Origin of the sequence: Actinophytocola sp. (genome assembly GCF_050699935.1) — a bacterium.
Lineage (GTDB): Bacteria > Actinomycetota > Actinomycetes > Mycobacteriales > Pseudonocardiaceae > Actinophytocola.
The window spans coordinates 38,004-62,379 of the sequence record NZ_JBOHGB010000018.1 but is presented as its reverse complement, the minus strand read 5'-3'; the positions used below and the strand labels follow the sequence as shown (position 1 = coordinate 62,379).

General features: G+C 71.7%; 27 protein-coding genes. 15 read left to right on the top strand and 12 right to left on the bottom strand.

Annotation, left to right across the window (positions count from 1 at the left end):
• Positions 1-48: 48 nt before the first annotated feature.
• The 5 genes from ACRDTB_RS09485 to ACRDTB_RS09465 are packed head-to-tail and all read left to right on the top strand — an operon-like array spanning position 49 to position 4,891.
• Positions 49-858, top strand: a complete 810-nt coding sequence (locus ACRDTB_RS09485; RefSeq protein ID WP_431429648.1) for a sporulation protein — start codon at positions 49-51, stop codon at positions 856-858.
• Positions 859-883: 25 nt separating this feature from the next.
• Positions 884-1,387: a pyridoxamine 5'-phosphate oxidase family protein gene (locus ACRDTB_RS09480; RefSeq protein WP_431429647.1), complete on the top strand. Its 504-nt coding sequence runs from the start codon at positions 884-886 to the stop codon at positions 1,385-1,387.
• 47 nt (positions 1,388-1,434) lie between these two features.
• On the top strand, positions 1,435-2,034 hold the full coding sequence (locus ACRDTB_RS09475) for a LemA family protein (RefSeq protein WP_431429646.1): 600 nt from the start codon (positions 1,435-1,437) through the stop codon (positions 2,032-2,034).
• Positions 2,031-3,968: a M48 family metallopeptidase gene (locus tag ACRDTB_RS09470; protein WP_431429645.1), complete on the top strand. Its 1,938-nt coding sequence runs from the start codon at positions 2,031-2,033 to the stop codon at positions 3,966-3,968. Before ACRDTB_RS09475 ends, ACRDTB_RS09470 begins: the two co-directional genes overlap by 4 nt.
• A 17-nt stretch (positions 3,969-3,985) precedes the next feature.
• Entirely contained in the window at positions 3,986-4,891 is a 906-nt protein-coding gene (locus tag ACRDTB_RS09465; protein ID WP_431429667.1) for a pseudouridine-5'-phosphate glycosidase, read from the top strand.
• Between the two features lie 168 nt (positions 4,892-5,059).
• Here ACRDTB_RS09465 and ACRDTB_RS09460 read toward each other — a convergent pair whose 3' ends face one another.
• On the bottom strand, positions 5,060-5,641 hold the full coding sequence (locus tag ACRDTB_RS09460) for an ATP-binding cassette domain-containing protein (RefSeq protein ID WP_431429644.1): 582 nt from the start codon (positions 5,639-5,641) through the stop codon (positions 5,060-5,062).
• Positions 5,638-5,853, bottom strand: a complete 216-nt coding sequence (locus ACRDTB_RS09455; protein ID WP_431429643.1) for an ABC-2 family transporter protein — start codon at positions 5,851-5,853, stop codon at positions 5,638-5,640. The genes ACRDTB_RS09460 and ACRDTB_RS09455 overlap by 4 nt, the downstream gene beginning before the upstream one ends.
• Before the next feature lie 42 nt (positions 5,854-5,895).
• Here ACRDTB_RS09455 and ACRDTB_RS09450 point away from each other — a divergent pair, with 42 nt between their 5' ends.
• Positions 5,896-6,057, top strand: coding sequence for a hypothetical protein (locus ACRDTB_RS09450; RefSeq protein ID WP_431429642.1), 162 nt, complete (start codon positions 5,896-5,898; stop codon positions 6,055-6,057).
• A gap of 1 nt (position 6,058) precedes the next feature.
• Here ACRDTB_RS09450 and ACRDTB_RS09445 read toward each other — a convergent pair whose 3' ends face one another.
• Both ACRDTB_RS09445 and ACRDTB_RS09440 read right to left on the bottom strand, forming a co-directional pair.
• Entirely contained in the window at positions 6,059-6,247 is a 189-nt protein-coding gene (locus ACRDTB_RS09445) for an ABC-2 family transporter protein (RefSeq protein WP_431429641.1), read from the bottom strand.
• A gap of 176 nt (positions 6,248-6,423) precedes the next feature.
• On the bottom strand, positions 6,424-6,687 hold the full coding sequence (locus ACRDTB_RS09440; protein ID WP_431429640.1) for a hypothetical protein: 264 nt from the start codon (positions 6,685-6,687) through the stop codon (positions 6,424-6,426).
• Positions 6,688-6,902: 215 nt separating this feature from the next.
• Here ACRDTB_RS09440 and ACRDTB_RS09435 point away from each other — a divergent pair, with 215 nt between their 5' ends.
• Together ACRDTB_RS09435 and ACRDTB_RS09430 are read left to right on the top strand one after the other, a co-directional pair.
• The gene (locus ACRDTB_RS09435; protein ID WP_431429639.1) at positions 6,903-7,253 is read left to right on the top strand and encodes a hypothetical protein; all 351 of its coding nucleotides are present in this window, start codon (positions 6,903-6,905) and stop codon (positions 7,251-7,253) included.
• Positions 7,253-8,137, top strand: coding sequence for a carbohydrate kinase family protein (locus ACRDTB_RS09430; protein WP_431429638.1), 885 nt, complete (start codon positions 7,253-7,255; stop codon positions 8,135-8,137). Before ACRDTB_RS09435 ends, ACRDTB_RS09430 begins: the two co-directional genes overlap by 1 nt.
• A gap of 31 nt (positions 8,138-8,168) precedes the next feature.
• Here ACRDTB_RS09430 and ACRDTB_RS09425 read toward each other — a convergent pair whose 3' ends face one another.
• Positions 8,169-8,480, bottom strand: a complete 312-nt coding sequence (locus ACRDTB_RS09425; RefSeq protein WP_431429637.1) for a DUF3099 domain-containing protein — start codon at positions 8,478-8,480, stop codon at positions 8,169-8,171.
• Positions 8,481-8,581: 101 nt separating this feature from the next.
• Between ACRDTB_RS09425 and ACRDTB_RS09420 the strand changes: the two genes are divergently transcribed.
• From ACRDTB_RS09420 to ACRDTB_RS09405, 4 genes are all read left to right on the top strand, one after another.
• A complete protein-coding gene (locus ACRDTB_RS09420; RefSeq protein WP_431429636.1) occupies positions 8,582-9,301 on the top strand; it encodes a class I SAM-dependent methyltransferase in 720 nt (239 codons plus the stop codon).
• 24 nt (positions 9,302-9,325) lie between these two features.
• On the top strand, positions 9,326-9,751 hold the full coding sequence (gene dtd / locus ACRDTB_RS09415) for a D-aminoacyl-tRNA deacylase (RefSeq protein WP_431429635.1): 426 nt from the start codon (positions 9,326-9,328) through the stop codon (positions 9,749-9,751).
• Positions 9,752-10,000: 249 nt separating this feature from the next.
• Positions 10,001-10,966, top strand: a complete 966-nt coding sequence (locus ACRDTB_RS09410) for a sigma-70 family RNA polymerase sigma factor (RefSeq protein ID WP_431429634.1) — start codon at positions 10,001-10,003, stop codon at positions 10,964-10,966.
• Between the two features lie 311 nt (positions 10,967-11,277).
• Positions 11,278-12,933, top strand: a complete 1,656-nt coding sequence (locus tag ACRDTB_RS09405; RefSeq protein WP_431429633.1) for a fumarate hydratase — start codon at positions 11,278-11,280, stop codon at positions 12,931-12,933.
• An 18-nt stretch (positions 12,934-12,951) separates the two neighbouring features.
• Here ACRDTB_RS09405 and ACRDTB_RS09400 read toward each other — a convergent pair whose 3' ends face one another.
• The 5 genes from ACRDTB_RS09400 to ACRDTB_RS09380 all read right to left on the bottom strand — a co-directional run bounded on the left by ACRDTB_RS09400 (position 12,952) and on the right by ACRDTB_RS09380 (position 18,916).
• A complete protein-coding gene (locus ACRDTB_RS09400; protein ID WP_431429632.1) occupies positions 12,952-13,521 on the bottom strand; it encodes a hypothetical protein in 570 nt (189 codons plus the stop codon).
• A gap of 103 nt (positions 13,522-13,624) precedes the next feature.
• On the bottom strand, positions 13,625-14,113 hold the full coding sequence (locus tag ACRDTB_RS09395) for a hypothetical protein (protein ID WP_431429631.1): 489 nt from the start codon (positions 14,111-14,113) through the stop codon (positions 13,625-13,627).
• A gap of 53 nt (positions 14,114-14,166) precedes the next feature.
• A complete protein-coding gene (locus ACRDTB_RS09390; RefSeq protein WP_431429630.1) occupies positions 14,167-16,836 on the bottom strand; it encodes a GNAT family N-acetyltransferase in 2,670 nt (889 codons plus the stop codon).
• Between the two features lie 2 nt (positions 16,837-16,838).
• Positions 16,839-18,014, bottom strand: coding sequence for an acetoin utilization protein AcuC (locus tag ACRDTB_RS09385; protein ID WP_431429629.1), 1,176 nt, complete (start codon positions 18,012-18,014; stop codon positions 16,839-16,841).
• Between the two features lie 47 nt (positions 18,015-18,061).
• Positions 18,062-18,916 (bottom strand): sulfurtransferase, encoded by an 855-nt coding sequence (locus ACRDTB_RS09380; RefSeq protein ID WP_431429666.1) that lies wholly within the window; start codon positions 18,914-18,916, stop codon positions 18,062-18,064.
• Positions 18,917-19,170: 254 nt separating this feature from the next.
• On the opposite strand from ACRDTB_RS09380, the gene ACRDTB_RS09375 reads away from it, so the two are divergent.
• The 3 genes from ACRDTB_RS09375 (at position 19,171) to galE (ending at position 22,107) form a co-directional block, all read left to right on the top strand.
• On the top strand, positions 19,171-19,866 hold the full coding sequence (locus tag ACRDTB_RS09375) for a metal-dependent transcriptional regulator (RefSeq protein WP_431429628.1): 696 nt from the start codon (positions 19,171-19,173) through the stop codon (positions 19,864-19,866).
• 88 nt (positions 19,867-19,954) lie between these two features.
• On the top strand, positions 19,955-21,091 hold the full coding sequence (galK, locus tag ACRDTB_RS09370) for a galactokinase (protein WP_431429665.1): 1,137 nt from the start codon (positions 19,955-19,957) through the stop codon (positions 21,089-21,091).
• 53 nt (positions 21,092-21,144) lie between these two features.
• A complete protein-coding gene (gene galE, locus ACRDTB_RS09365; protein WP_431429627.1) occupies positions 21,145-22,107 on the top strand; it encodes a UDP-glucose 4-epimerase GalE in 963 nt (320 codons plus the stop codon).
• Positions 22,108-22,131: 24 nt separating this feature from the next.
• Here galE and ACRDTB_RS09360 read toward each other — a convergent pair whose 3' ends face one another.
• Both ACRDTB_RS09360 and ACRDTB_RS09355 read right to left on the bottom strand, forming a co-directional pair.
• On the bottom strand, positions 22,132-23,175 hold the full coding sequence (locus ACRDTB_RS09360) for a DUF4192 domain-containing protein (protein WP_431429626.1): 1,044 nt from the start codon (positions 23,173-23,175) through the stop codon (positions 22,132-22,134).
• A gap of 191 nt (positions 23,176-23,366) precedes the next feature.
• Positions 23,367-24,215: a M23 family metallopeptidase gene (locus ACRDTB_RS09355; protein ID WP_431429625.1), complete on the bottom strand. Its 849-nt coding sequence runs from the start codon at positions 24,213-24,215 to the stop codon at positions 23,367-23,369.
• Positions 24,216-24,376 lie beyond the last annotated feature (161 nt).

The window sequence follows — 24,376 nt, the reverse complement described above, 5'->3', positions numbered from 1 at the left end:
TGCCTGAAATGACGCCACTCCCCAGCGGGTGCTGGCAGGATTCGGCTCATGTTCCAGAAGGTGATGGCCAGCTTCGGCCAGGGCGGCGCCACGGTCGACGCCCGGATTCTCGATCGGCACGTGCGCCCAGGCGGCACGTTGCGCGGTGAGGTGCTGCTCACCGGAGGTCAGGTCGACCAGGAGGTCGACTCGCTCGGAGTCACCCTGCTGGCCAGGGTGGAGCACGAGAACAACGGCAACGAGCCCTCCGTGGTCGACCTGCCGTTCCAGAACGTCCACCTCGCGGGCAAGGAGATGGTCCGCGCGGGGGCGCAGATCAAGGTGCCCTTCGAGGTGCAGATGCCGTGGGAGACGCCGATCACGACGGTCTTCGGCAAGTACCTCACCGGCATGGCCGTCGGCCTGCAGACGAACCTGAACCTGAGCCGCACGATGGTCGACCCGCAGGACGTGGACGCGGTCCCGATCGAGCCCGTGCCGGCGCAGCACCGGATCCTCGACGCCATGAGCCGGCTCGGCTTCCAGTTCCACTCGGCCACCCTGGTCAAGGAGCGGCTCGACGGCGCCGACCAGCAGCTGCCCTTCTTCCAGGAGATCAAGTTCGCGCCGTCGCCCAACTTCGCGAAGATGTTCCACGAGGTCGCGGTCACCTTCCTGGCCCGGCCGCGGGACGTGCAGGTCGTGCTCGACGTCAACAAGCGCGTCCGGGTGGTCAAGGGCGGCGGGCTCGGCGGGCGCGGACAGTGCATGCTGGGGATGTTCGTCGTCGAGTACGCCGCGCTGGGCCGCACCAACTGGGAACAGCAGATCGAGGGGTGGCTGCGCGAGGTCGCCAAGCCGCGGGGCATCTTCGACTAGCGGAGACGAGAGCGGAGCCGTGGCCATGGTCGAGCCCGTCGCATCGCGCCCGTACATGCCGGGGTACGGCACGCTGCCGCCCGGCCAGGGCACCGGCCTGCTGCCGTGGTCCTGGGCGCTGGCCCGGCTCCAGGAGAGCCACGACTTCTGGATCGCGACGGTGTGGCCGGACGGCCGCCCACACCTGTCCCCGGTGTGGGCCGTGTGGGACGATCGCGCGCTGTGGTTCTCCGCCAGCCCACGCTCCCGCAAGATGCGCAACATCCGGGCCGGCTCGGCGGTCGCGGTGTCCACCGAGGACCCGGAGAACCCGGTGGTGGTGGAGGGCACCGTCGAGCTGGTCACCGACTCCGAGCGGCTGCTCCGGTTCGTCGCCGTGGTCAACGTGAAGTACCGGACCGAGTATCCGGTCGAGTTCTTCGCCCCCGACCAGGCGGCGGTGGGGCGGGTCCGGCCCGCGCGGGCGGTGGGGCTGACGTCGAGCGACTTCGACGGCTCGCCGACACGCTGGACGTTTCCGGCGAGCTGAGCGGTCCTACGCTCGCCCTCTAGTCGAGTTCCGGGAGGTGACCGGCCGTGGTGGTGCTGATCGTCAGCCTGGTCGTCCTCGTCGCGGTCGTGGTGGTGATCGCGCTGGTGGCCATGTACAACTCGCTGGTGCGGGCGCGGCACGCGTGGCAGAACGCCTACGCGCAGATCGACGTCCAGCTCTCCCGGCGCCACGACCTGATCCCGAACCTGGTCGAGGTCGTCAAGTCGTACCTGCGCCACGAGCAGCAGACCCTCGCCGCGGTCACGGAGGCGCGCTCGGCCGCCGTGGCCGCACGCTCGGCCGCCTCGCCCGGTGACCCGGCGGCGATGGCGGCCCTGTCCGGCGCGGAGAACGCCCTCACCGGCAGCCTCGGCCGCCTGTTCGTGGTCAGCGAGAACTACCCGGAGCTCAAGGCGGACCAGAGCATGCGGCAGCTGTCCGAGGAGCTGACCTCCGCGGAGAACCGGGTGGCGTTCGCGCGGCAGGCCTACAACGACGCGGTCATGGTCTACCGGAACAAGCGGGACACGTTCCCGTCGAACCTCGTCGCGTCCCTGTTCTCGTTCGGCCCGGCCGCCTACCTCGAGCTGGACGAGCCGCACAAGCGGGCGGCGCCGCGGATCTCCCTGGACTCGGGCGAATGAACTTCTTCGAACGTCAGCGCGTGGTCCGCAGGATCTCCCGGCGCTTCGTCGTGCTCTTCGTCATCGCCGTGCTGGCGATCGTGGCCGTGATCGACGTCGTCGCGGTGCTCGCCTACGGCACGCAGCGGCCGGCCTGGGACATCGTGGTGCAGGTCCTCTGGGTCAGCGCGCTGGTGATCGCCGGGATCGGGCTGACCTCGTTGGTGCGGACGCACCTGCTGTCGGAGTGGGGCGGCGGCGGGGTCGCCGAGCGGCTCGGCGGCGTCCTGGTGCCGTCGGACACCACCGACCCGCGGCTGCGCCGGCTGCGCAACGTGGTCGAGGAGATGGCGATCGCCTCCGGGGTGCCCGTGCCCGAGATCTACCTGCTGCCGAACGAGAACCGGATCAACGCGTTCGCGGCCGGCTTCTCCCCCGCCGACGCGGCGATCGCGGTCACCCACGGCGCGCTGGAGCGGCTCAACCGCGACGAGCTGCAGGGCGTGATCGCACACGAGTTCAGCCACATCGTGCACGGCGACATGCGGCTCAACATCCGGCTGATGGGCACCCTGTTCGGCATCCTCGTGCTGGCGATCGTGGGCCGGCTGATGTTCAACACCCGCCGCCGTCCGCCGCTGGTGATCATCGGGCTGGCGCTGATCGTCGTGGGTTACGTCGGGGTGTTCTTCGGCCGGATGATCAAGGCGGCGGTGTCCCGGCAGCGGGAGTACCTGGCGGACGCGTCGGCGGTGCAGTACACCCGGCAGACAGCGGGGCTCGCGGGCGCGCTGAAGAAGATCGGTGGGCTGGGGTCGCAGCTGCGCAGCGGCCGGGCCGAGGACGTCAGCCACATGCTGTTCGGCGAGGGGTTCCGCGCCATGTTCGCGACGCACCCGCCGCTGGTCGACCGGATCTGGGTGCTGGAGCCGACGTTCGACCGGCGGCAGCTGGACGTGCTGTCGCGGCGGTGGGCCCAGGACCCGCCGTCGGGGCTGGCCGAGGACGAGGCGCTGGGCCTGGCCGGCGGCGGATCCACCCGGCCGGCGGGCCCGGCGCCAGACCCACTCCCGGCGGCCGACGCGCTCCCGGCGCCGGAGGCGCGGATCCCGGTGCGGCCGGACGACGTGGTCACCTCCATCGGGTCCGTGGGGTCCTCCGGCGCCACGGTGCTCGACGCCATCCCCGCCCAGCTGCTCGACCACGCCCGTGACCCGGAAACCGTGCTGCCGCTGGTGTTCGGCCTGCTGTTGGCGCACGACCCGCGGTCGCGCGCCAACCAGCTCACGGTGCTCACCGACCACTACGGCGACGGGTTCGCCGAGGCCACGCGGGCCGCGACCAGCCGGCTCGCCGAGCTGCACCCGGGCCTGCGGCTGCCCCTCGCGGAGGTCGCGTTCCCCGCGCTGCGGCGCCGGCCCCGGGCGGAGCGGGAGGCCGCGGTGGCATGCGTCCAGGCACTGATCCATGTGGACGGTCGCATCGACGTGTTCGAGTACTGCCTGTCCCGGCTGCTGCACCGCGAGCTGTACGAGTCGACGCACCGGTCCGCGCCGTGGCAGGGCCGGCGTACGCCGCGCGAGGTCGCCCAGCGGGCGGCGGCGAGGCTGTTCGCCCTGCTCGCGCAGGCCGGTTCGGACGACCCGGAGGTCGCCGGCGGCGCGTACGTCGCCGGGCTCAGCCGGCTCGTGCCCGGCAAGCCGATCCCGTTCGACCCGCCCACCGAAGGGGCCGTCGCGCTCGAGGAGGCGTGGCCCGCCCTGGACGCCCTGGAAGGGCTGGAGAAGGAGTTCCTCGTCGCGGGCATGGTCACGGTGATCGGGCACGATGGGGTCATGACCGTGTCCGAGATCGAGCTGCTGCGGACCGTGTGCGCGCTGCTGCGCTGCCCGCTTCCGCCGCTGGGGCAGGCCCAGCCGGAGCAGGTCGTGCCCGATCCCGGGCAGCGGTCGTGACGAGACTCGAAGAGAACATGCGGGTCGCCGACGAGGTGTCCGCGGCGCTGGCCGCCGGCACGGCCGTGGTGGCGCTGGAGAGCACGCTGCTCGCACACGGCCTGCCGCCCGGGCGCAACCGCTCGGTGGCCGACGCGGTCGAGGACGCGGTGCGCGAGGCGGGCGCGGTGCCGGCGACTATCGCGGTGCTCGACGGCGGGCTGCGGGTCGGCCTGGACGCCGCGGACCTGGACCGGGTGTGCTCGGCGGACCTCGCGAAGCTCTCCGCGCGCGACCTGGGCCCGGCGATCGCCCTCGGCTGCGACGGCGCCACCACGATCGCGTCGACGGCGCTGATCGCGCACGCCGCGGGCATCGGGGTGTTCGGCACCGGCGGGCTCGGCGGCGTGCACCTGCCGCAACCCGGCGAGGCGTCCTCGTGGGACGTGTCCGCGGACCTGGACGTGCTTGGCTCGACGCCGGTCGCGGTGGTGTGCTCCGGCGTGAAGTCGGTGCTGGACATCGCGGCGACCATCGAGGTGCTGGAGACACGCTCGGTGCCGGTGCTCGGCTACCGGACCGACTCGTTCCCGGCCTTCTACCGCCGCGAGTCGCCGTTCGGCGTGCCCTGGCGGGTGGACACGCCGGCATCGGCCGCCGCGGTGATCGCCGAGCACCGCCGTGGGCCGGCCCGGTCGGGCGTGCTGGTCGCGAACCCGGTGCCGGCCGAGCACGAGCTGGACGCGGACCTGCACGACCGGCTGCTGTCCGAGGGCATGGCGAGGGTCGCGCGCGCGGACGTGCGGGGCGGTGACGTGACTCCCGTGCTGCTGGAGCACTTCCACACCGCGAGCGGCGGCGCCTCCCTCGACACGAACGAGGCCCTGGTCCTCGCCAACGTAACCCTGGCCGCCCAAATAGCCGTCGCCCTGACCACCCCCTAACCGCGAGTCCAACACTCCCGACCCGCGAGTCCAACACTCCCGACCGGCGAGTTCGACATTCGCGGCTCGTCGTCCCAGACACGAGTGGTCAGACTCGCGGTGCCTGAGCGTTGGACTCGCGGGTCACGGGCGTTGGACTCGCGGGTTCTGGGCGTTGGACTCGCGAGGTCAAGGGGCGGGGTGCGGGGTGGCGTAGAGCTTGGCGGACAGCACGTCCGGGCCGATCGTCGGCTCGTCGAGGAACGGCACCTTCGGCCCGTGCAGCAGCGCGGCGGTCAGCTCACCCCGCATCCGCTGGCCCAGCGACAGCTGGCGCACCGGCGTCTGGATGAACTCGTCCAGGTCCAGCATCGAGCGGCACCGCGCCAGCCGGGCGGCGTGGTCGGCGGCGGGCACCCGGTAGACGTGGCGCAGCAACGTGAACGACTCCGTCAGCGGCAGGTCCCACCACAGCCGCGAGCGCTGCCCGAACACCACGCCGATCCGCCGCGCGAGCGTCGTGCGCTGCGGCACCGGCGTCAGCCCGCACACCGACACCGTCCCGCCGCTCGGCGTCAGCACGCCGGTGAGCAGCTTCAGCGTCGTCGACTTCCCCGCGCCGTTCGGTCCGATGTAGCCGAGCAGCTCGCCCTCGCCGACGGCCAGGTCCACACCGTCCACAGCGGACACCACGCGGCGTTCGCGGCGCAGCCGGCCGACCTTGTGCCGCACGGTGAAGTCCTTGCACAGTCCCGATGTCTGGATGATCACGATCCGGTACTCCGGCAGTAGCGGACGCCGGTACGCCAGAACAACGCGGCGAGACCGGCGGCGAGCAGGGCGGTCAGCGGCGAGCACCAGTGCAGCCAGCCGGGCACGCCGAGCGGGTCGGGCCGGCCGAACAGGGCGAGCGCGGGCAGGTAAGCGACGAACGCGAAGCCGAGCCCGTAGGCGAACAGCCGGCGGAAGAACCCGCCGAACACGGTCGCCGGGTAGGTGGAGAAGTCCTTGCCGCGTAGGTGAACGTGAACGCGAGCTCGCCGGACTCGATCCACCAGAACGCGACGGTCGCGCCGGCGACGAACAGCGCGCCGAAGAACACCGCCCCGGCCGCCGGCGCGAGCACCGCCAGCACCGCCGTGCCCGCCCACCAGTCGACCGGCGCGGCGAGCAGCGCGATCACGTAGATCACCAGCCCTGCACGGCCCGGCCGATCCGGCGTGGGGCGAAGTCCATGGCCGGCAGCTGACCCAGCGACGACAGCGGGCGCACCAGCACCGCGTCGAACAACCCGGTGCGGACGTAGAACGGCAGCCGCTCCACGTTCCCCACGACGAGGTCGGCCAGCGGGAAGGCGAACGTCGAGATGCCCACCATCAACAGCACCTCGCGCCCCGAACCCGCCCAGGCTGCCGTTGACGGAGAACAGCACGAACACCGTGACCACGTCGATCAGCGTCAGCACGGTACTGCCGAACAGGTCCATCGCGAACGAGGCGCGGGACTGGGTCTGGCCGCGCACCTGGGCGGCCACGTGCCTTCTGTACGCACCGTCAGCCACCCTGGATCACCAGCCGTCGCAACGCACGTCGCTGCACCACCCGCCCCAGTGCGACCGTCGCCGCGAGCCTCGCGAGCTGGCCGGCGATCAGCAACCCCGCCTGCCCCGAGCCGCCGCGCTCCACGAGCACGTCCAGCGGCGCCTGCATGAGCGAGGGCATCGGCGTGCACAGCCACAACGCGGCGACGAGCCAGTCCGGCAGCGGGAACGACAGCCCGGAGCCCGCGCCGGAGGCGAACATCCAGACCTGCCGCATGCCCCGGACGTCCAGCAGCCAGAACGCGGGTGAGTCCGACGAGGTACCGACACGCCGAGCAGACCAGCACGGCCAGCAGCAGCGACACCGCGAACAGCGCGTAGGTGTACGCGTGGGCGGGCAGGTAGAAGTCGAACGCGAGCAACCCGACCACGACCGGCACCACGAAGCGGGTCAGCATCGCGAAGCCGGCCCGCCCCAGGGTCCGCGGCGACGTGGTTGACCATCAGGTCGAGCGGGCGCAGCAGGTCGGCCACGACGTCCCCGGTGCGCACTCGGTCGGCGAGGTCGACCGTGCCCCAGAAGTTGACGACCGCGAGAATGCCCTGCCCGGCGAACACGAACGTGACGAGCTGCGCGCGGTCGTAGCCGCCGACCCGGCCGGCGGCATCGGCGACGGAGCGCAGCACGTAGCAGCGCACGAAGCCGAACACCGTGTTCGTGAACGCGCCGGCCACGGTCGCCTGCCGGTAGGTGGCGAAGCGCCGGAAACCCGCACCCGTGAGCGCGACCAGGGTCCGCCCGCTGGCCAGCACGGTCGCCACGCCGTTAGCCTCCCACCCTGATGTCGAAGATCGTGGTGGTCGGTGACGTGGCCGTGGACGTGGTCGCCCAGCATGCCGGACCGATCGTGCACGGCGGTGACTCGCGGGCGCGGATCTCGCTCACGACCGGTGGGGCCGGGGCGAACACGGCCGCGTGGCTGGCGTTCTGCGGCGCTTCGGCCGTCCTGGTGGCGCGGGTGGGCGACGACTTGGCAGGGCGTCAGGCACTCGAGGAGCTAACCACCGCCGGGGTCGGCTGCGCATTCGCATTCGACACGGAGGCGAACACCGCGTGTGTGGTAGTGCTCGTCGACGGCGACGGGCAGCGCAGCATGCTGCCGGACCGCGGTGCGGGCAAGCGGCTCTCGCCCGATGACCTGGACCCCGCGTCGCTCGCCGACGCCACGCACCTGCACGTCTCCGGCTACGTGCTGCTGGACGCCTCCTCGCGGGACGCGGGCCTGTCGATGCTCGCCGCGGCCCGGGAGGCGGGGCTGACCACGTCGGTCGACCCGCAGTCGGCCGGGCTGATCACCGACCCGGCGGAGTTCGTCGCCGCACTGGCCGGGGTGGACCTGCTGCTGCCGAACGCCGACGAGCTGGCCGTGCTGACCGGCTCGCGCGACCCCGCGTCGGCCGTGGGGCTGCTGGACGTGTTCGGCGCGGTCGTGGTCACCACCGGGCCGTCGGGGGCGAGCTGGGTCGACCGGTCCGGAACGGTCTCGGTACCGGCCGCGCCGGGCTCGTGCGTGGACTCCACGGGCGCCGGCGACGCGTTCGACGCCGGCCTGCTCAGCGCCTGGCTCGGTGGCTGGGCGGCCGCGGACAGCCTGCGCGCCGGGGTCCGGCTCGGTGCGCTGGCGGTCGGGCGGGTGGGCGCGCAGCCGCCGGTCAGCGCACGATGACACAGCGCACGATCACTCAGCGCACGATCACTCAGCCGTCGATGACCCTGTGCTCGCCGCCTTCGATCGCCGTGGCCGACCGTTGGTAGCGGTTGACACTCTCCGCCTTGCGGGGTGGCCGGTCGTTGGCGATGAGCACCGCGATCCACGGCAGCGGGATCGACAGCAGAACGAAGCCCAGCGCCAGCCACCAGGTCTCGTGGAAGATGCCGGCGAGCACCAGGCACGGCAAGCGCATCAGCATCATGATCAGGTACTTGCGCTTACGCGCGGCGTACTCCTCGTCGTACGACGGCGCCGCCTCGGTGATGAGAACCGGGGTGTCGTCCTGATCGCCCTTCACGACACCACCTCCCGTAGCCCATGCTCCCACCTCGCCGCGCGGATTGCGCCATCCGGGTGGACCTATCTCGAAGGCCGCTGGAAAGCCGGTATGAAGGTCACATGACGTTGAGCGGGCTCGACACCCGACTGGACCTGTTCGGGCAGCGCCCGCTGGAACGTCTTCGGTACACGGTGACCGAGGCCAACCTCTTACGGCACGTCGGCCCGGGCCCGCAGCGGGTGCTCGACGTCGCGGGCGGCAACGGGGTCGAGGCGGTCCGGCTGGCCGCGCTGGGCCACGAGGTCACCGTGCTGGACCCGGCCGGCGCGATGCTGAGCACGGCGATGGAGACGGCCGAGTCGCTCGACCTCGCCGACCGGCTGCACGTGGTTCAGGCGGGCGCGCTCGACGCTCCCGAGGTCTTCGCCGGGCACGAGTTCGACGTCGTGCTGTGCCACAACCTGCTCCACTTCGTGGACGAGCGGCGCGAGGTGCTGGGCGCGGTGCTCGCGCCGCTGCGGGTCGGCGGGCTGCTCTCCCTACTCGGGCCCAACGCCGACTTCGACCCGCTGCACGCGGCCGTGCGTTCGCTCGACCCGGGCGAGGCGGTACGCGCGCTGTCCCAGGAGGCGACGGTCGGCGAGCTCGTGGCGATGCTCGCGGAGCTCGGCGTCGAGGAGGTCGTGCGGTACGGGGTGCGGTGCGTGAGCGACCTGCTGCCGGCCATGGACGACGACCCGGCCTTCCTGGCCGAGCTGGAGCGGCTCGAGGTCGCGATGGCGGACCGGATGCCGCAGCTGCTGACCGCGCGGTTCTTCCACCTGGTGGCACGCCGCTGAGCCGTTGCTGCCACCATGATCGCCGTGCGGGCGGTGGTGGCGCGGGTGACGCGGGCGAGAGTGACGGTGTCCGGCGAGGACGTCGGATCCTTCGACGAGCCGGGCCTGCTCGTGCTGCTGGGAGTATCCACATCGGACACCGTGGCGCAGGCCGAGACCATGGCCCGCAAGCTCCACGAGCTGCGCATCCTGCGTGACGAGGAGTCCTGCGCCACGACGGGCGCCCCGCTGCTCGTCGTCAGCCAGTTCACGCTGTACGGCGAGACGCGCAAGGGCCGCCGCCCGTCCTGGACCGCCGCCGCCCGACCGGAGGACGCCGAGCCGCTGGTGGACGCCGTCGTGGCCACCTTGCGCTCGCGCGGCGCCCGGGTCGAGACCGGCCGGTTCGGCGCGATGATGTCGGTCGAGAGCGTCAACGACGGACCGTTCACCGTCCTCGTGGAAATCTGAGCGCACGGGGTATCCCCGTCACGTTCCGGAAAGCCACGCCGTCCCTCTCAGCAAAACCTCAGGCTTGGTCGAGCAACCGGTGTGGCGCGAATGACGTCATCCAGTTGAGGAGTCGGGAACGAATCGAGCGTCGAGCGCGTTTTGCAGGGTGTCCAGCTATCGACGAGTGACCCTGGTCGAGGGCTCACCGGACGAGGTGCCGGTGTGTGACGGAGAGCACACCAGCCCGCGAACAGGGGGAGGGAGAGCATGACGGTCCCACAGCAGCGCGAGCCGGAGCCCGCCGAGATCGATCTGGATGCCCAGGGCCCCGCGGCCGACCTGGTCCGCGTCTACCTCAACGGCATCGGCCGCACCGCGCTGCTCACGGCGGCGCAGGAGGTCGAGCTGGCCAAGCGCATCGAGGCCGGGGTGTTCGCCCAGCACATGATCGAGACCGAGACCCGCGGCCCCGCCAAGCACAGCGAACTCGAGGCACTCGTACGGGACGGCCACCGGGCCAAGAACCACCTGCTCGAGGCCAACCTGCGGCTCGTGGTGTCGCTCGCCAAGCGGTACACCGGGCGCGGGATGCCGCTGCTCGACCTGATCCAGGAGGGCAACCTCGGCCTCATCCGGGCGGTCGAGAAGTTCGACTACACCAAGGGTTTCAAGTTCTCGACCTACGCCACGTGGTGGATCCGTCAGGCGATCACCCGCGGCATGGCGGACCAGGGCCGGACCATCCGGCTGCCGGTCCACCTCGTGGAGCAGGTGAACAAGCTCGCCCGCATCAAGCGCGACCTGCACCAGCAGCTCGGCCGCGAGGCCACCAACGAGGAGCTGGCGGCCGAGATCGGGCTCACCCCGGCGAAGGTCGCCGACCTGCTCGACCACGCACGCGACCCGGTCAGCCTCGACATGCCGGTCGGCTCCGAGGAGGACGCCCCGCTGGGCGACTTCATCGAGGACGGCGAGGCCACGGACGCCGAGAGTGCCGTCATCTCCGGCCTCCTGCACGACGACATGCGCCGCGTGCTGGCGACGCTCGACGAGCGGGAGCAGTCGGTGATCCGGCTGCGGTACGGCCTCGACGACGGACAGCCGCACACGCTCGACCAGATCGGCAAGCGCTTCAGCCTCTCCCGCGAACGAGTCCGCCAGATCGAACGTGAGGTCATGTCGAAGCTCCGCCAGGGCGAACGAGCCGAGCGGCTGCGCGCGTACGCCAGCTGACCAGCGCCGAAGCGATTCTCCAACTCGAGCAACCTTTTCCGGCACCGCAACGTCCTTGGTGCAGATGCATCATTGGCCATTGACAAGTGCCCGCTGGCGCGGCACGGTCGAGGCACGGGACTACGCGGTGCGGATGTTTCGTCACAATCCGTATCCGCTTCTACGGGAGGTCGGGACAGCCGGGGGCTGCCCCGGCCTTCCGGCTATCGGGCCTGTTCGCGTTGTCTCGTTGGGTCACACCAGCGCCCGTTTCGGCTGCGCCTCGCGGTAGGTTTCGGGAATCCCACCACGCGACAAGGGAGTTCCCTCCGGTGACCACCGCCTTCGAGTACACCGACGCCTTGCCGATCGGGTCGGACGACCACACCGAGTACCGGCTGGTCACTCCGGACGGCGCGACCCTGGTCGAGGCGGCGGGGCGGGCGTTTCTCCAGGTCGAGCCCGAGGCGTTGACGCTGCTCGCCAAGGAGGCCATCCGCGACATCCAGCACCTGCTGCGCCCCACCCACCTCGCGCAGCTGCGTGCCATCGTCGACGACCCCGAGGCCAGCGGCAACGACCGCTTCGTCGCCATGGACCTGTTGCGCAACGCCTGCATCTCCGCCGGCGGCGTGCTGCCCATGTGCCAGGACACCGGGACCGCTGTCGTCATCGGAAAGCGGACCGAGAACGTCCTCACCGGCGGACGCGACGAGGAAGCCCTGTCGAAAGGGATCTTCGAGGCATACCAGGAGCTGAACCTGCGCTACTCCCAGCTCGCCCCGCTCAACTTCTGGGAGGAGCGCAACACCGGCACGAACCTCCCCGCGCAGCTCGAGCTGTACCACAAGGACGGCAGCAAGCCCTCCTACGAGTTCCTCTTCCTCGCCAAGGGCGGCGGCAGCGCCAACAAGACCTTCCTCTACCAGGAGACCAAGGCACTGCTGAACCCCAAGCGCCTCGCGACCTTCCTCGACGAGAAGCTCCGCGGCCTCGGCACCGCCGCGTGCCCGCCGTACCACCTCGCGATCGTGGTCGGCGGCACCTCCGCCGAGTACAACCTCAAGATCGCCAAGCTCGCCTCCGCGCGCTACCTCGACACCCTCCCGCTCGAGGGCAGCGCGGCCGGCCACGCGTTCCGCGACGTCGACCTCGAGCGGCAGGTGCTCGACATGACCCGCCAGTTCGGCATCGGCGCGCAGTTCGGCGGAAAGTACTTCTGCCACGACGTCCGCGTCATCCGGCTCCCGCGGCACGGCGCCTCCTGCCCCGTCGGGCTCGCCGTGTCGTGCTCGGCCGACCGCCAGGCGAAGGCGAAGATCACCGCGGACGGCGTGTTCATCGAGCAGCTCGAGCGCGACCCCGCCCGCTACCTGCCCGACGTATCCGACGACGAGCTGACCGACGAGGTCGTGCGCATCGACCTCACCCGGCCCATGGACGACATCCGCGCCACGCTCACCGCGCTGCCCGTCAAGACCCGGCTCTCGCTCACCGGCCCGCTCGTCGTGGCCCGCGACATCGCGCACGCCAAGATCAAGGAGCGGCTCGACGCCGGTGAGCCGATGCCGCGGTACCTGCGTGATCACCCCGTGTACTACGCCGGTCCCGCCAAGACGCCCGACGGCTACGCGTCCGGCTCCTTCGGCCCGACGACGGCCGGCCGGATGGACTCCTATGTCGAGCGGTTCCAGGCCGCCGGCGGCTCGCTCGTCATGCTCGCCAAGGGCAACCGCTCGCGGCAGGTCACCGACGCCTGCCAGGCGCACGGCGGCTTCTACCTCGGCTCGATCGGCGGCCCGGCCGCGCGCCTCGCGCAGGACTGCATCAAGAAGGTCGACGTGCTCGAGTACGCCGAGCTCGGCATGGAGGCGGTGTGGAAGATCGAGGTCGAGAACTTCCCCGCGTTCATCGTGGTGGACGACAAGGGCAACGACTTCTTCGCCGGCACCTCGCAGCCCGTCCTGCAGATCGCGTTCAAGCGCTGACCTGGTGCGGTGGCCGCGTCAGCGGCCGCTCGCCAGGAGGATCTTCCGGTCGCCGAGCGGTTCGGCGAGCGCGACGGTCACCGGTCGCGGCGTCATCACGGCCGTGCACGCGCCACCGCCGGGCCGGCCGCCCGGCGGCTGCGGCAGCGGGCGCAGCATGATGCGGATGTCGCTGTCCGACTGGTCGACCACGACCGCCTCCGCGTCCGAGCAGCCGCTGCTCGCCGCGGCGAACATCTGCAGCGAGTAGCCGTCGTCGAACACCCAGACCTGGCCGCGGTGCTCGTAGTAGGCCGGCAGCGCGCTGGCGTCGACCTGGTCGGCGGGCACCTGCGTCACGCCCTCCGGCACGACCGGGCCGGACGGTGACACGGAGACCGGCGCGGACGGCGGCGGGCCCGGTGGCCTGGAGTCGGCCGGTGGCTTGGGTTCCGGCGGCGTGCTGACCGGCGGCTCGCCGGTCGTCTCGGTCGGCGTGGCGGTGGAGCTCGCGGACGTGTCACCGGCCGGTGCGGCGGAGTCCTGCCCACAGCCGGCGAGCCCGACCACGGCGGCCGCGGCCAGGGTGGCGAACAGCAGTGCCCTCATGGTGTGAGGACGTTAGCCCCGGGCTGGGCGGTTGCACACAGGGTGGTGCCCGGCCGCGCAGGGGCGTGCACGGCCGGGCACCCGGTGGGGAGAGGCGAGAGGTCTAGCCCTTCCGCTGCTCGCTCTCGAGGACGATCTTGCGATCGCCGAGCGGTTCCTTCAGCTCGGTGGTGAGCTTCGGGTAGCGCAGATCCATCGTGCAGGCCTTCGGCTCCGTCGGCGTGGTCTCGATCATCGTGATCGTGACCTGCTTGTCCGTCTCGGCGTTCTCGACACTCGCCTTGCCGCAGCCGCCTTCCTGGGCGACCACGCCGACGGTCACGCCGTCGTCCTCGGTCCACACCATGACCGGGTAGTTGCGTGGCAGCGCCTTCGAGTCGATCTGACCGGCGCTCACCTTCTCGCCACCGGACGGCGGTGTCCGGGCCGGCTGCCGGTCGGGCTGCGTCTCCGTCGGCGCCGGCGCCGACGTCTGAGTCGGGCGGGTGTCACCCGCGCTGTCCTGGCTCTCTTGCGTCGGGTTGGCGCAAGCGCTCGCGCTCGCGAGCAGGAGCAGAACGCCGGCGCCAACGACGGTTCCTAGGCGTTTCATGTGCAGAGGACGAGCCCCGGCGCGCACGACGTTGCACCCGGGTCGGCGAAATCCTACTTTCGTATGACCGGCTCGGTGAGCGACCGCAGCCTGCGTGGTCCGCTGTCCTGGAGGGATGGCGGCGGCCCGACTTTCACGCGCGCGCGCACGACCCGCACTCCGTCCGCCGAGGCCAGGATCGGGTCGAGCGCGAGCCGGCGGACCCGCGGCACGTCCTCGGCCAGCGCGGCGACCCGGATGACCAGGTCGGCGAGCGCGTCCAGGTCGACCGGCTCGCTCCCCCGGTACCCGGTGAGCAGCGGCGCGGCCTTGGGGGCGCGGACCAGCGCGGCGGCGTCCGTGTCGGTCAGCGGGAGCGCCCGGTAGGCCCGGTCCCCCAGCAGGTCACTGACCACTCCGGACAGTCCAAAAGAGACGATTGTGCCGAACGACGGATCGTCCTGGACACCGATCGCGCAACCGGTACCGTTGGGCGCCATGCGCTGGACGTAGACCTCCGGACCGTCGGACAGCTCGGTCATCCTCGCGTACGCCTCCCGTACCGAGTCCGGAGTGGACAGGTCGAGCCGGACACCGGCGAGGTCGGCGCGGCGCCAGAAGCGCTCCCCGGTCGCCTTCACCGCCACCGGGAAGCCGAGCTCCTCGGCCGCCGCGACCGCGTCGTCGGCGCTCACCGCCACGCGGTAGGGCACGACGCCGATCCCGTAGCAGGCGAGCAGCCGTACGGCGGCGTCGTGGGGCAGCTCCACGAGCCCGTCCACATCGGACTGCGCGATCCCACGCGCGGTGTCGACGTCCATACCCGGCGGGCGCACCAGCTCTCCCTGGGGCGCCGCACGCCAGGCGGCGTAGCGGGTGGCACGGGCGAGCGCGAGCACCGCGCGCTCCGGGCTCGGGTAGGACGGGATCGAGCCGCGGGCCGGCGCGCCGTCCGGGCCGGGCACCAGGAGCTCGGCCGGAATTCCTTCCGTGGCAAGGAAGGTCGACACGATCGGCTTGCGCTCCTCGAGGCCGGCGACGGTGTCGCGGATGGCCCGGGCGTAGGCGGTGCCCGGGACGGACAGCGGCGGCACGAACACGACGACGAGCGAGTCGACGCGCGGGTCGCGCAGGACGTCCCGGACCGCGTCGGCGAACACCTCCGGCCCGGCGGCGGTGCCGACGTCCACGGGTGCGCCGGCGAGCTCGAGGTCCAGGGCGAGCGCGGCGTCCGCGGCGAGCACGCCGATCGCCGAGGAGTTGCCGACGATCGCGACCCGGCCGCCCTTCGGCAGCGGCTGGTGGGCGAGCAGCAGCGCGGTGTCGAAGAGCTGGGCGATGGACTCGACGCGGATGACGCCGGCCTGCTCGAACAGCGCCGCCACGCTCGCCTCGTCGATCTCGACCGAGGTGGCGGCGAGCGCGGGCAGTACGGCGTGGCGCCCGGACTTCACCGCGACGACGGGCTTGACGCGGCCGACGCGCCGGGCGAGCCGGGCGAACTTGCGGGGGTTGCCAAAAGATTCGAGGTAGAGCAGGACGACGTCGGTGGCGGGATCGGTCTCCCAGTACTGCAGCAGGTCGTTGCCGGACACGTCGGCGCGGTTGCCGGCGGAGACGAACGTGGACAGGCCGAGCCCGCGGGTGGAGGCGTCGGCGAGGATCGCGGTGCCGAGCGCACCGGACTGGCAGAAGAAGCCGGTGCGGCCACGGCCGGGGATCCGGGGCGCGAGCGTGGCGTTGAGCCGGATCCGCGGATCCGTGTTGATCACGCCGAGCGCGTTGGGGCCGATGACGCGCATGCCGTGCGCGCGGGCCTCGCCGACCAGGCGGCGTTCCGCGCTCTCGCCGTGCGGCCCGGTCTCGCCGAACCCGGACGAGATCACGACGAGCGCCTTGACGCCCTTGGCGAGGCAGGCGTCCATCACCTCGTCGATGCTCGCGGCCGGCACCGCGACGACGGCGAGGTCGACCGGATCGGGGATGTCCAGCACGCTCGGGTAGGCACGGACGCCGCGGACCGACTCGCGCTCGGCGTTGACGGGGAAGACCGGCCCGGCGAAGTCCGCGCGCAGGAGGTTGCCGAGGACGGCGTAGCCGATCTTGTCCGGGTCGGCGGAGGCGCCGATGAGCGCGACCGAGCGCGGGTGCAGGAGGTTGTGCACGCTGCGGGCCTCGGCGGCCTGCTCGCGGGAGCGCGCGACGGCGACGGACTTCTCGGTGGGGTCGATGGCGAACTCGAGGTGGACGACGCCCTCCTCCATGGCCCGTGCCACCTGGTAGCCGGCGGCGCGGAAGACGCCGAGCATGGCGGAGTTCTCGGCGAGGACCTCGGCGACAAAGGTGCGGATGTCGCTCTCCCGCGCGGCGGCGGCCAGGTGCTCGAGCAGGATGGGCCCGAGCCCGCGGTGCTGGTGCGCGTCCTCGACCACGAACGCGACCTCGGCGGAGTCGGTGCCCAAGCTGTGCTCGTAGCGGGCGACCGCGACGATGTCGTCGCCGAGCTTCGCGATGAAGGCGACCCGGTCGTGGTGGTCGACCATGGTGAACCGCTCCAGGTCGCGCGGCGGGATTCGGGGGTAGGCGCCGAAGTAGCGCAGATAGCGCGTGCGCTGGGACAGCCGGCCGTGGAAGGCGACCAGCGCGTCGGCATCCGTCGGCACGATGGGTCTCACGTGGACGGTGCCGCCGTCCGACAGCACCACGTCCGCCTCCCAGTGCCTGGGATAGTCGAACGCGTCCATCGCTAGTCTCTCGGATCGTCCGGGTCGAGGCCGTGCAGGGGGAACACCGCGTGCCGGGTGTCGCGGATGGTGCTGTCGACCCGCTCGTCGACGGTGCCGTCCCAGGGGTCGAAGTCGGTGTTCTTCTTGTCGGTCATGGCTTCGGGAAGCTCGGCGCCGGGCGCGATCGTGTCCACGGCGGCCGTCCACTCGCGAGGCAGTGTCGTGGCGGGGTCGACATCGCGGTCGAGCATGGTGGCGATCAGGTGCGTCCACGACCGGGGCACGACGCGGAGGAGCTGGTAGCCGCCCCCGCCGCAGGCGAGCCAGCGGCCGCCGGCGTACTGCTCGGCGAGCTCGCGGACGGTGCGGTAGATCTGCCGGTGCCCGTCGACGGAGAGGGACAGGGCGGCGAGGGGGTCCTCGTCGTGGGTGTCGACGCCGCACTGGCTGACGAGCAGCTGAGGCCGGAAGGCTTGGAGGAGCGAGGGAACGATGGCGTGGAAGGCCCGGAGCCAGGCGCGGTCGTCGGTGTAGGGCGGCAGCGCGACGTTGACGGCGGTGCCCTGGGCGTCGTCGCCACCGGTCTCGTCGGCGAAACCGGTGCCGGGGAACAGCGTCAGCGGGTTCTGGTGCAGGGAGATCGTGAGGACGCGGGGGTCGTCGTAGAAGGCGGCCTGCACGCCGTCGCCGTGGTGGACGTCGGTGTCGAGGTAGGCGATGCGGTCGAACCCGTTGTCCAGCAACCAGGAGATGGCGACCGCGGCGTCGTTGTACACGCAGAACCCGGCGGCGCGGTCGCGCATCGCGTGGTGCAGCCCACCGGCGATGCTCACCGCACGCTTGGTCGCCCCCGACGCGATCTGCCTGGCCGCGAGCAGTGAGCTGCCGACGACCATGGCGGACGCCTCGTGCATCCGGTCGAAGATCGGGTTGTCCGACGTGCCGAGCCCGTGCCCGAGGTCCCATCCGACCATGGGCGCCTCCCGTACGGCCGCGATGTAGCCCGCGTCGTGGATGCGCTCGATCTCCGACTCGGGTGCCTCCTCGGGCACGAACAGCTCGATCCCGTCCAACACCCCGAGCGCCGTGGCCAGCCGAATGGTCAGGTCCAGGCGGATCGGGTGCAGCGGATGCTCACCGCCGAGGTCGTACCCGAGCAGAGCTGAATCCCAGACGATCGCGGCCGGCAGATCCATGAGGTCACCCTAGTCGCGCACCACCACACCAGCCCGCGAACCGCCCGTCAGCTTGGCTCGGAGCCGGTGGCGATCGGACGGTCCGGGTCGCCGCTCCATTCCGACCACGAGCCGACGTACAGCCGCGCGGGTGCCACCGCGCTCGTCACGCCCGCCACCTCCAGCGCGAGCACGACCGACGCGGCCGTCACCCCCGACCCGCAGTAGGCACCCACCGCTTGCCCCGCCACCACGCCGAGGTCCGCGAACCGCTCGGCCAGCCGCGCGGGCGACCGCCAGCGGCCGTCCTCGCCGACGTGGCCGGCGAACGGCGCGTTCACCGCGCCCGGGATGTGCCCGGCCCGCTGGTCGACCGGCTCCAGGTCGCCGCGGTAGCGCTCCGGCGCCCGCGCGTCGAGCAGCACGCCGGCCCGCGCGACGTCCACGGCCCCGACCGCATCGAGCACCGGCATGCCCCCTGGCCGCACGGTGAACCCGCCCGGCGCCGGCACGGACGCGACCGTGCTGACGGGCCGTCCTTCGGCTGCCCACGCCGCGAACCCACCGTCCAGCACGCAGACCTGCCCGTGCCCGGCCCACCGCAGCAACCACCACGCCCGCGCGGCGATCGACCCGTTGTCCGCGTCGCAGACGACCACCGGCCGGTCCTCGCGTACTCCGGCCGACCGCAGCGTGTGCTGCAGCGCCTCCGGGTCGGGCAGCGGGTGCCGGCCGGCCGCGCCCGGCAAACCGGCCAACTCGGCGTCCAGGTCGACGTAGACGGCGTCCGGCAGGTGACCGCGGTCGTACTCCTCGCGCCCGGACGGGCCACCCAGCCGCCACCGCACGTCCAGCACGACGGGTGGGTTCGGGCCGGCCGACGACGCGGCGAGCTCGGCGCACGACACCAGTGGAGAGGTCACCGCCCCATTCTTGCCGACGCCCCGCTCACCATCGCGCAGGCCGATCAGGTGCGGCGTGTTCACCCTCTGCGACCACCACAATGCTCCAGCCGGGCGAGCGACTAGCATGGATGTCGACGAGTCCGCGTGACGACGTGGTGTGGCTGCACTCGACGTAACACTGAGCGCCCACCTCCAGTCCGGCGATCCGCTGACCGTGGTGGTGACCCAGACCGGACCCGACGCGACCTTGTCCTGGCACGAAGGGGAATGGCGTGAACGAGCTCATCGACACCACCGAGATGTACCTCAAGACGATCTACGAGCTCGAGGAGGAGGGCGTCGTTCCCCTGCGCGCCAGGATCGCCGAACGGCTCGGGCAGAGTGGCCCCACGGTGAGCCAGACGGTCGGCCGAATGGAGCGCGACGGGCTGGTCATCGTCGCCGGCGACCGGCACCTGGAGCTCACCGACCACGGCCGCGCCCTCGCCGTCACCGTCATGCGCAAGCACCGCCTGGCCGAGCGCCTCCTGGTCGACGTGATCGGCCTGGAATGGGAGCACGTTCACAGCGAGGCCTGCCGGTGGGAGCACGTGATGAGCGAAGCCGTCGAGCGCAAGCTCGTCAAGCTGCTCGGTCACCCCACCACGTCGCCCTACGGCAACCCGATCCCCGGCCTGGACAAGCTCGGTGAGGGCGAGCCCGCCCCACCGGTCGAGGCCGACCTCGTGCGGGTCGACGACGTGGCCCGCCGCGGTGGCGGCAAGGTCGAGATCCGCCGCATCGCCGAGCATGTCCAGCTCGACCCGGACCTGATGGCCGAGCTCAAGGACGTCGGTGTCGTACCCGGCCAGACCGTGCACGTCGGCCCGTCCAAGGGCGACGGCAACACCATCGAGGTCAGCGGCGAGCGCAGCTCGGCCCAGGTGGCGCCGACCGTGCTGCACGCGGTGCTCGCCCGGGCCAAGTGACCGCCCGCGACGAGACGGTGCCGACGACGTGACCCACGTCGCCAGACGCGCCGGCGTCCCGACGCGCGCCGCGAACGAGTTCGCCCGCCTGTACGGCCACGTTCCGACCGGCGTCTGGTCCGCCCCGGGCCGGGTGAACCTGATCGGCGAGCACACCGACTACAACGACGGCTTCGTGCTGCCCTTCGCGCTGCCGTTCCGGATCGCGGTCGCCGCGCGGGCCCGCTCGGACGGGCTGCTCGCGGTCACCACCGTCGGCGACGACGGTCGCCCGCAGCGTGCCGAGCCGGTGCCGGTGGACGCGTTGGCGCCTGGCGGCGTGACCGGGTGGGCCGCGTACCCCTCCGGCGTGAGCTGGGTGTTGCGTCATGAGGGTTTCACCTCCGGGGCCGATCTGGTCCTCGCCGGCGACGTGCCGGCCGGTGCTGGGCTGTCCTCCTCTCATGCGTTGCAGTGCGCGACAGCGCTCGCGCTGTTGGGGCTGGCCGGCACCGAGCTGGACGAGCCGGGTGCGCCCAGCCGGGCCGAGGTGGCCGCCTGGGTGCAGCGGTCGGAGAACGAGTTCGTCGGCGTTCCGACCGGCCTGCTGGACCAGACCGCCTCGCTGTGCTGCGTCAAGGCGCACGTGCTGTTCCTCGACGTCCGCTCCGGCGAGATGGAGCAGGTCCCGTTCGACCCCGCGGCAGCGGGTCTGGACGTCCTGGTGATCGACACCAGGGCGCGGCACTCGCACGGCGGGTCCGGCTACCGCGAACGGCGCGCCGGCTGCGAGCGTGCCGCCGAGTCGCTGGGAGTCCCGGCTCTGCGCGACGTCGACCCGGGAGGTCTCGACGACGCGCTGTCCCGGCTGCCCGACGAGCTGGGCCCGCTGGTCCGCCACGTCGTCACCGAGAACGCGAGGGTGCGGCGAACCGTCGAGCTCCTGCGTGCAGGACGCATCGCCGAGACCGGCGAGCTCCTCAGTGCGTCGCACGAGAGCCTGCGCGACGACTACCGGGTGTCCTGCCTCGAGCTCGACCTCGCGGTGGACGCGGCGCGCGCCGCCGGAGCGCTCGGTGCCAGGATGACAGGCGGTGGCTTCGGTGGATCCGCGATCGCGCTGGTCCCGCGCAACGAGCGGAACGCCATCGGGGACAAGGTGCTCGCGACGTTCGCCGAACGTTCGCTGCCGGCACCGGGCCTGTTCACGGCGGTGCCCGCCCGGGGTGCCCGCCGCGACATCTGACCGACCAGAACGTGCGGGCGACGTCCCGCGAACCTGAGGAAGCGAGGACCGCGGTGAAGCTGCTCGTGACGGGCGGGGCCGGATATGTCGGGAGCGTGTGCGCGGCCCGGCTCCTGGAGTCCGGCCACGAGGTCGTGGTGGTCGACGACCTGAGCACCGGACACGCCGACGCCGTACCGGCCGGATGCCGGTTCGTCGAGGGCGACGTGGGCGACGCCGCCGGCTCGCTGCTCGCGGAGGGCTTCGACGGTGTCCTGCACTTCGCCGCCAGATCACTGGTCGGCGAGTCGATGGCGGAACCGGCGACGTACTGGTGGGGCAACGTGCTCACCTCAATGCGGTTGCTGGACGCGATCCGGGATGCCGGCACGCCTCGGCTCGTCTTCTCCTCCACCGCCGCGGTGTATGGCCAGCCGGAGCGGGTGCCGATCCCCGAGAGCGCGGCCACCCGGCCGACCAACACCTACGGCGCCACCAAACTGGCCATCGATCATGCGATCACCTCCTATGCCACCGCGTACGGCCTGTCCGCGGTGAGCCTGCGGTACTTCAACGTCGCGGGCGCGTACCACCCCTTCGGCGAGCGGCACGCCACCGAGACGCACCTGATCCCGTTGGTTCTGCGGGTCGCGCTCGGGCAGCGGGAGAGCATCCACGTCTTCGGCGAGGACTACCCGACCGACGACGGCACCTGCGTTCGCGACTACATCCACGTGAACGACCTCGCCGACGCGCACCTGCTGGCGCTCGAGAACGCGACGGCGGGCGAGCACCGGATCTACAACCTGGGCAACGGCATCGGGTTCTCGGTGCGTCAGGTCATCGAGGCCTGCCGGGCGGTGACCGGACACCCGATCCCCGCCGAGTCGAAGGACCGGCGTGCGGGTGACCCCGCGACATTGGTCGCGTCCAGCGAGTTGGCACAGGTGGAACTCGGGTGGAAGCCGCGACACGTCGACCTCGAGGGCATCGTGCGTGACGCGTGGGAGTTCGCCCGCGCTCGCGCCGGCACCTGACGAACCAACCGGTGGACCCGCGGCTCATCGGTCCTCCACGTCGACGTTGACCTGTTCCGCCCACGCCACGCTCTCCTCGAGCATGTCGCGCAGCCGGCCGGGCGGAGTGCCGCGGTCGATCGACTCCCGCAGGAGCAGGGCGAGCTGGTGGTCGGGGTTGGCACCGAGCGCCACCTCCAACGCCATGTTGGCGAGCACGCCCTCGCCGCGCAGGTAGGCGTGCATGGCCAGCAGGCTGGCCGGCTCGGCCCGCTCCGGAGCGGGAACGGCGCGGGTGAGCACGGTCCACAGGCGTTCCGCGGCCTCCGCCTGCTCGGTGAGCAGCAACGGCAGGCAGTTGTCGCGGACGAGCGGGTCGCCCAGCGCTTCCGCCAGCAGCACGACTCGCTCGTCGTCCAGCTCCGGCGAGCCCTCGCCGGCACTGTCGTCGACGGCTTCCCGCACCGCGGCCCACTTCTCGGCCGCCGCGACACCGGCGACGCCGCCCGCCCGCGTGGCGAGCAACTGCGCGCGGTGTGCCACCCTGTCCTCCCGGTCCGGCGCCAGGTGCTGAGCCATCTCCGCACGGCTGCCGTAGCGGACCACGCCCGCGAACGTGTGCAGTGCGGCGAGCGCGGAGCTGGCCGGGTCGCGCACCTGCCCGGTGCACTCCTCGTCCTCGTAGCACCACCAGGTCTCGCCGAACTCGACGGCCGGCACCCAGAGCGCGTGCACGATCGGGATGCCGACCGCGCCCAGCTCGCGCTCCACCAGCTCGATCAGCCGGCGATGCGGGAGATCCGGTGGACCGGCCGAGCCGCCGACGACCACCGGGATGGCGACATCCGGTTCATGGGCGACCGTCGCCAGGCACAGCTGACCGACCATGTCGGGTCCGTGCCGCGGTTCGGGCAGATCCATGCGCACGGTCGCGCCGAGTTGGAGACGGTCGGTGACGTGGAAGGTGATCAGTACGAGCGAGTCGACCGGTGGAAAGCCGATCATGCTCGGGATTCCGGCGACCAGCTCGCCGAGATCCTCGAGGTGCAGACCGATGGTCGGGGACGGAGAGGCGGGTGGCGATGTCATGCCTCCACATTGCGCGAGGCAGGGACGTCGCGACGGCGACCGGCCGATTCTGGGGACAACTTCCGAAGCTGTGTACAACTCGCCGTCCGCGGCCCCGTGAGAAGCGGAGATGTCGGAGGATGCGGCTATTCTGCCGCGCCCTCGCCCGCTGCTCGGGAGTGCCGGCCGGGCGCCGGCACTCCCGAATCAGCTCAGCCGCAGTGCTCGAACGGGCTGGTGTAGCTGTTGGAACCGACCGAACCGCCCCACTTGACACACTGTGAGGGGGCCGACTTGATCACCGGTCCGGCGTAGTAGCCGAACGATCCGGAGTCGGTCGTTCGCGTCCCTCCTTGCACTTCGAGGAACGCCGATGTGGCCGACCCGGTCCCGATCGACGTCGCCTTGATCGTCACGACGCAGTTGGAGCCGTTCCGGTACAGCAGGTACACCGTTCCGGCCGAGCCCAGCGAGGCGTGGTCGATCACTCGGAACCCGCTGCCGCATGCGGCCTGCGGCGTGTACGGGTTGTTGGCCTCACAGCTGTTGCGGCTGGTGTAGGTCCGGGTTCCCCAGTAGAAGATCTGCGAGCCGTTGAAGACGATCCTCGCCGCGCTGCCGCCCGAGCGCTCCTCGAAGTGCAGGTGCGGGCCGGTGGACCCGCCCGTGCTGCCGACGTTGCCGATGAGCTGGCCACGGGCGACCCGGTCGCCAACCGCTACCCGCTGCGCCGAGAGGTGCGCGTAGCGGGTCGTGTAGCCACTGCCGTGGTCGATCTCGATCCACCGGCCGTAGCTTGTGGAGCCCTCGTTCGCGACCCTGGACACCCGGCCGGCGGCCGACGCGGCGACCGGGTCGCCATTGTCGTTCGTACGGTTGAAGTCGACCGCGTTGGCTGGGCTGTGATTGGTCCTGGTCTGCCCGGACCATGCCTGCCCGCAGGGGAAGGGCATCTGGTACGCGGGTGCGGCGCTGGCCTCCTGTGCCGGACCGAGGACCAGCACGGCGGTCGAGGTGAGCACCGCGCCGGCTAACGCGACGAGGAAACGGGATCTGCGCATTGCTACCTCCACGAAGAGAGCAACGGGACGTAACCATCCGACCACGTCACGCACGTCTTGTGGAAGTCATACCGGTCAATTCGGCAGTAAACATATCACCAACCAAAATCAGTATGAGTGAGGAGTCCACGCATCTCAGTCACCCGAACGTGGCTTGCCTT

What these genes read in the sequence shown, in the direction of transcription:
- ACRDTB_RS09390 (WP_431429630.1), bottom strand. Translation starts at nt 16,836, where the DNA reads ATGGACGCGTTCGACTATCCCAGGCACTGGGAGGCGGACGTGGTGCTG.
- ACRDTB_RS09395 (WP_431429631.1), bottom strand. Translation starts at nt 14,113, where the DNA reads ATGAAACGCCTAGGAACCGTCGTTGGCGCCGGCGTTCTGCTCCTGCTC.
- ACRDTB_RS09420 (WP_431429636.1), top strand. Translation starts at nt 8,582, where the DNA reads ATGACGTTGAGCGGGCTCGACACCCGACTGGACCTGTTCGGGCAGCGC.
- ACRDTB_RS09480 (WP_431429647.1), top strand. Translation starts at nt 884, where the DNA reads ATGGTCGAGCCCGTCGCATCGCGCCCGTACATGCCGGGGTACGGCACG.
- ACRDTB_RS09465 (WP_431429667.1), top strand. Translation starts at nt 3,986, where the DNA reads ATGCGGGTCGCCGACGAGGTGTCCGCGGCGCTGGCCGCCGGCACGGCC.
- ACRDTB_RS09400 (WP_431429632.1), bottom strand. Translation starts at nt 13,521, where the DNA reads ATGAGGGCACTGCTGTTCGCCACCCTGGCCGCGGCCGCCGTGGTCGGG.
- ACRDTB_RS09470 (WP_431429645.1), top strand. Translation starts at nt 2,031, where the DNA reads ATGAACTTCTTCGAACGTCAGCGCGTGGTCCGCAGGATCTCCCGGCGC.
- ACRDTB_RS09410 (WP_431429634.1), top strand. Translation starts at nt 10,001, where the DNA reads ATGACGGTCCCACAGCAGCGCGAGCCGGAGCCCGCCGAGATCGATCTG.
- ACRDTB_RS09440 (WP_431429640.1), bottom strand. Translation starts at nt 6,687, where the DNA reads ATGCGGCAGGTCTGGATGTTCGCCTCCGGCGCGGGCTCCGGGCTGTCG.
- ACRDTB_RS09355 (WP_431429625.1), bottom strand. Translation starts at nt 24,215, where the DNA reads ATGCGCAGATCCCGTTTCCTCGTCGCGTTAGCCGGCGCGGTGCTCACC.
- ACRDTB_RS09360 (WP_431429626.1), bottom strand. Translation starts at nt 23,175, where the DNA reads ATGACATCGCCACCCGCCTCTCCGTCCCCGACCATCGGTCTGCACCTC.
- ACRDTB_RS09430 (WP_431429638.1), top strand. Translation starts at nt 7,253, where the DNA reads ATGTCGAAGATCGTGGTGGTCGGTGACGTGGCCGTGGACGTGGTCGCC.
- ACRDTB_RS09485 (WP_431429648.1), top strand. Translation starts at nt 49, where the DNA reads ATGTTCCAGAAGGTGATGGCCAGCTTCGGCCAGGGCGGCGCCACGGTC.
- ACRDTB_RS09445 (WP_431429641.1), bottom strand. Translation starts at nt 6,247, where the DNA reads ATGGTGGGCATCTCGACGTTCGCCTTCCCGCTGGCCGACCTCGTCGTG.
- ACRDTB_RS09385 (WP_431429629.1), bottom strand. Translation starts at nt 18,014, where the DNA reads ATGGATCTGCCGGCCGCGATCGTCTGGGATTCAGCTCTGCTCGGGTAC.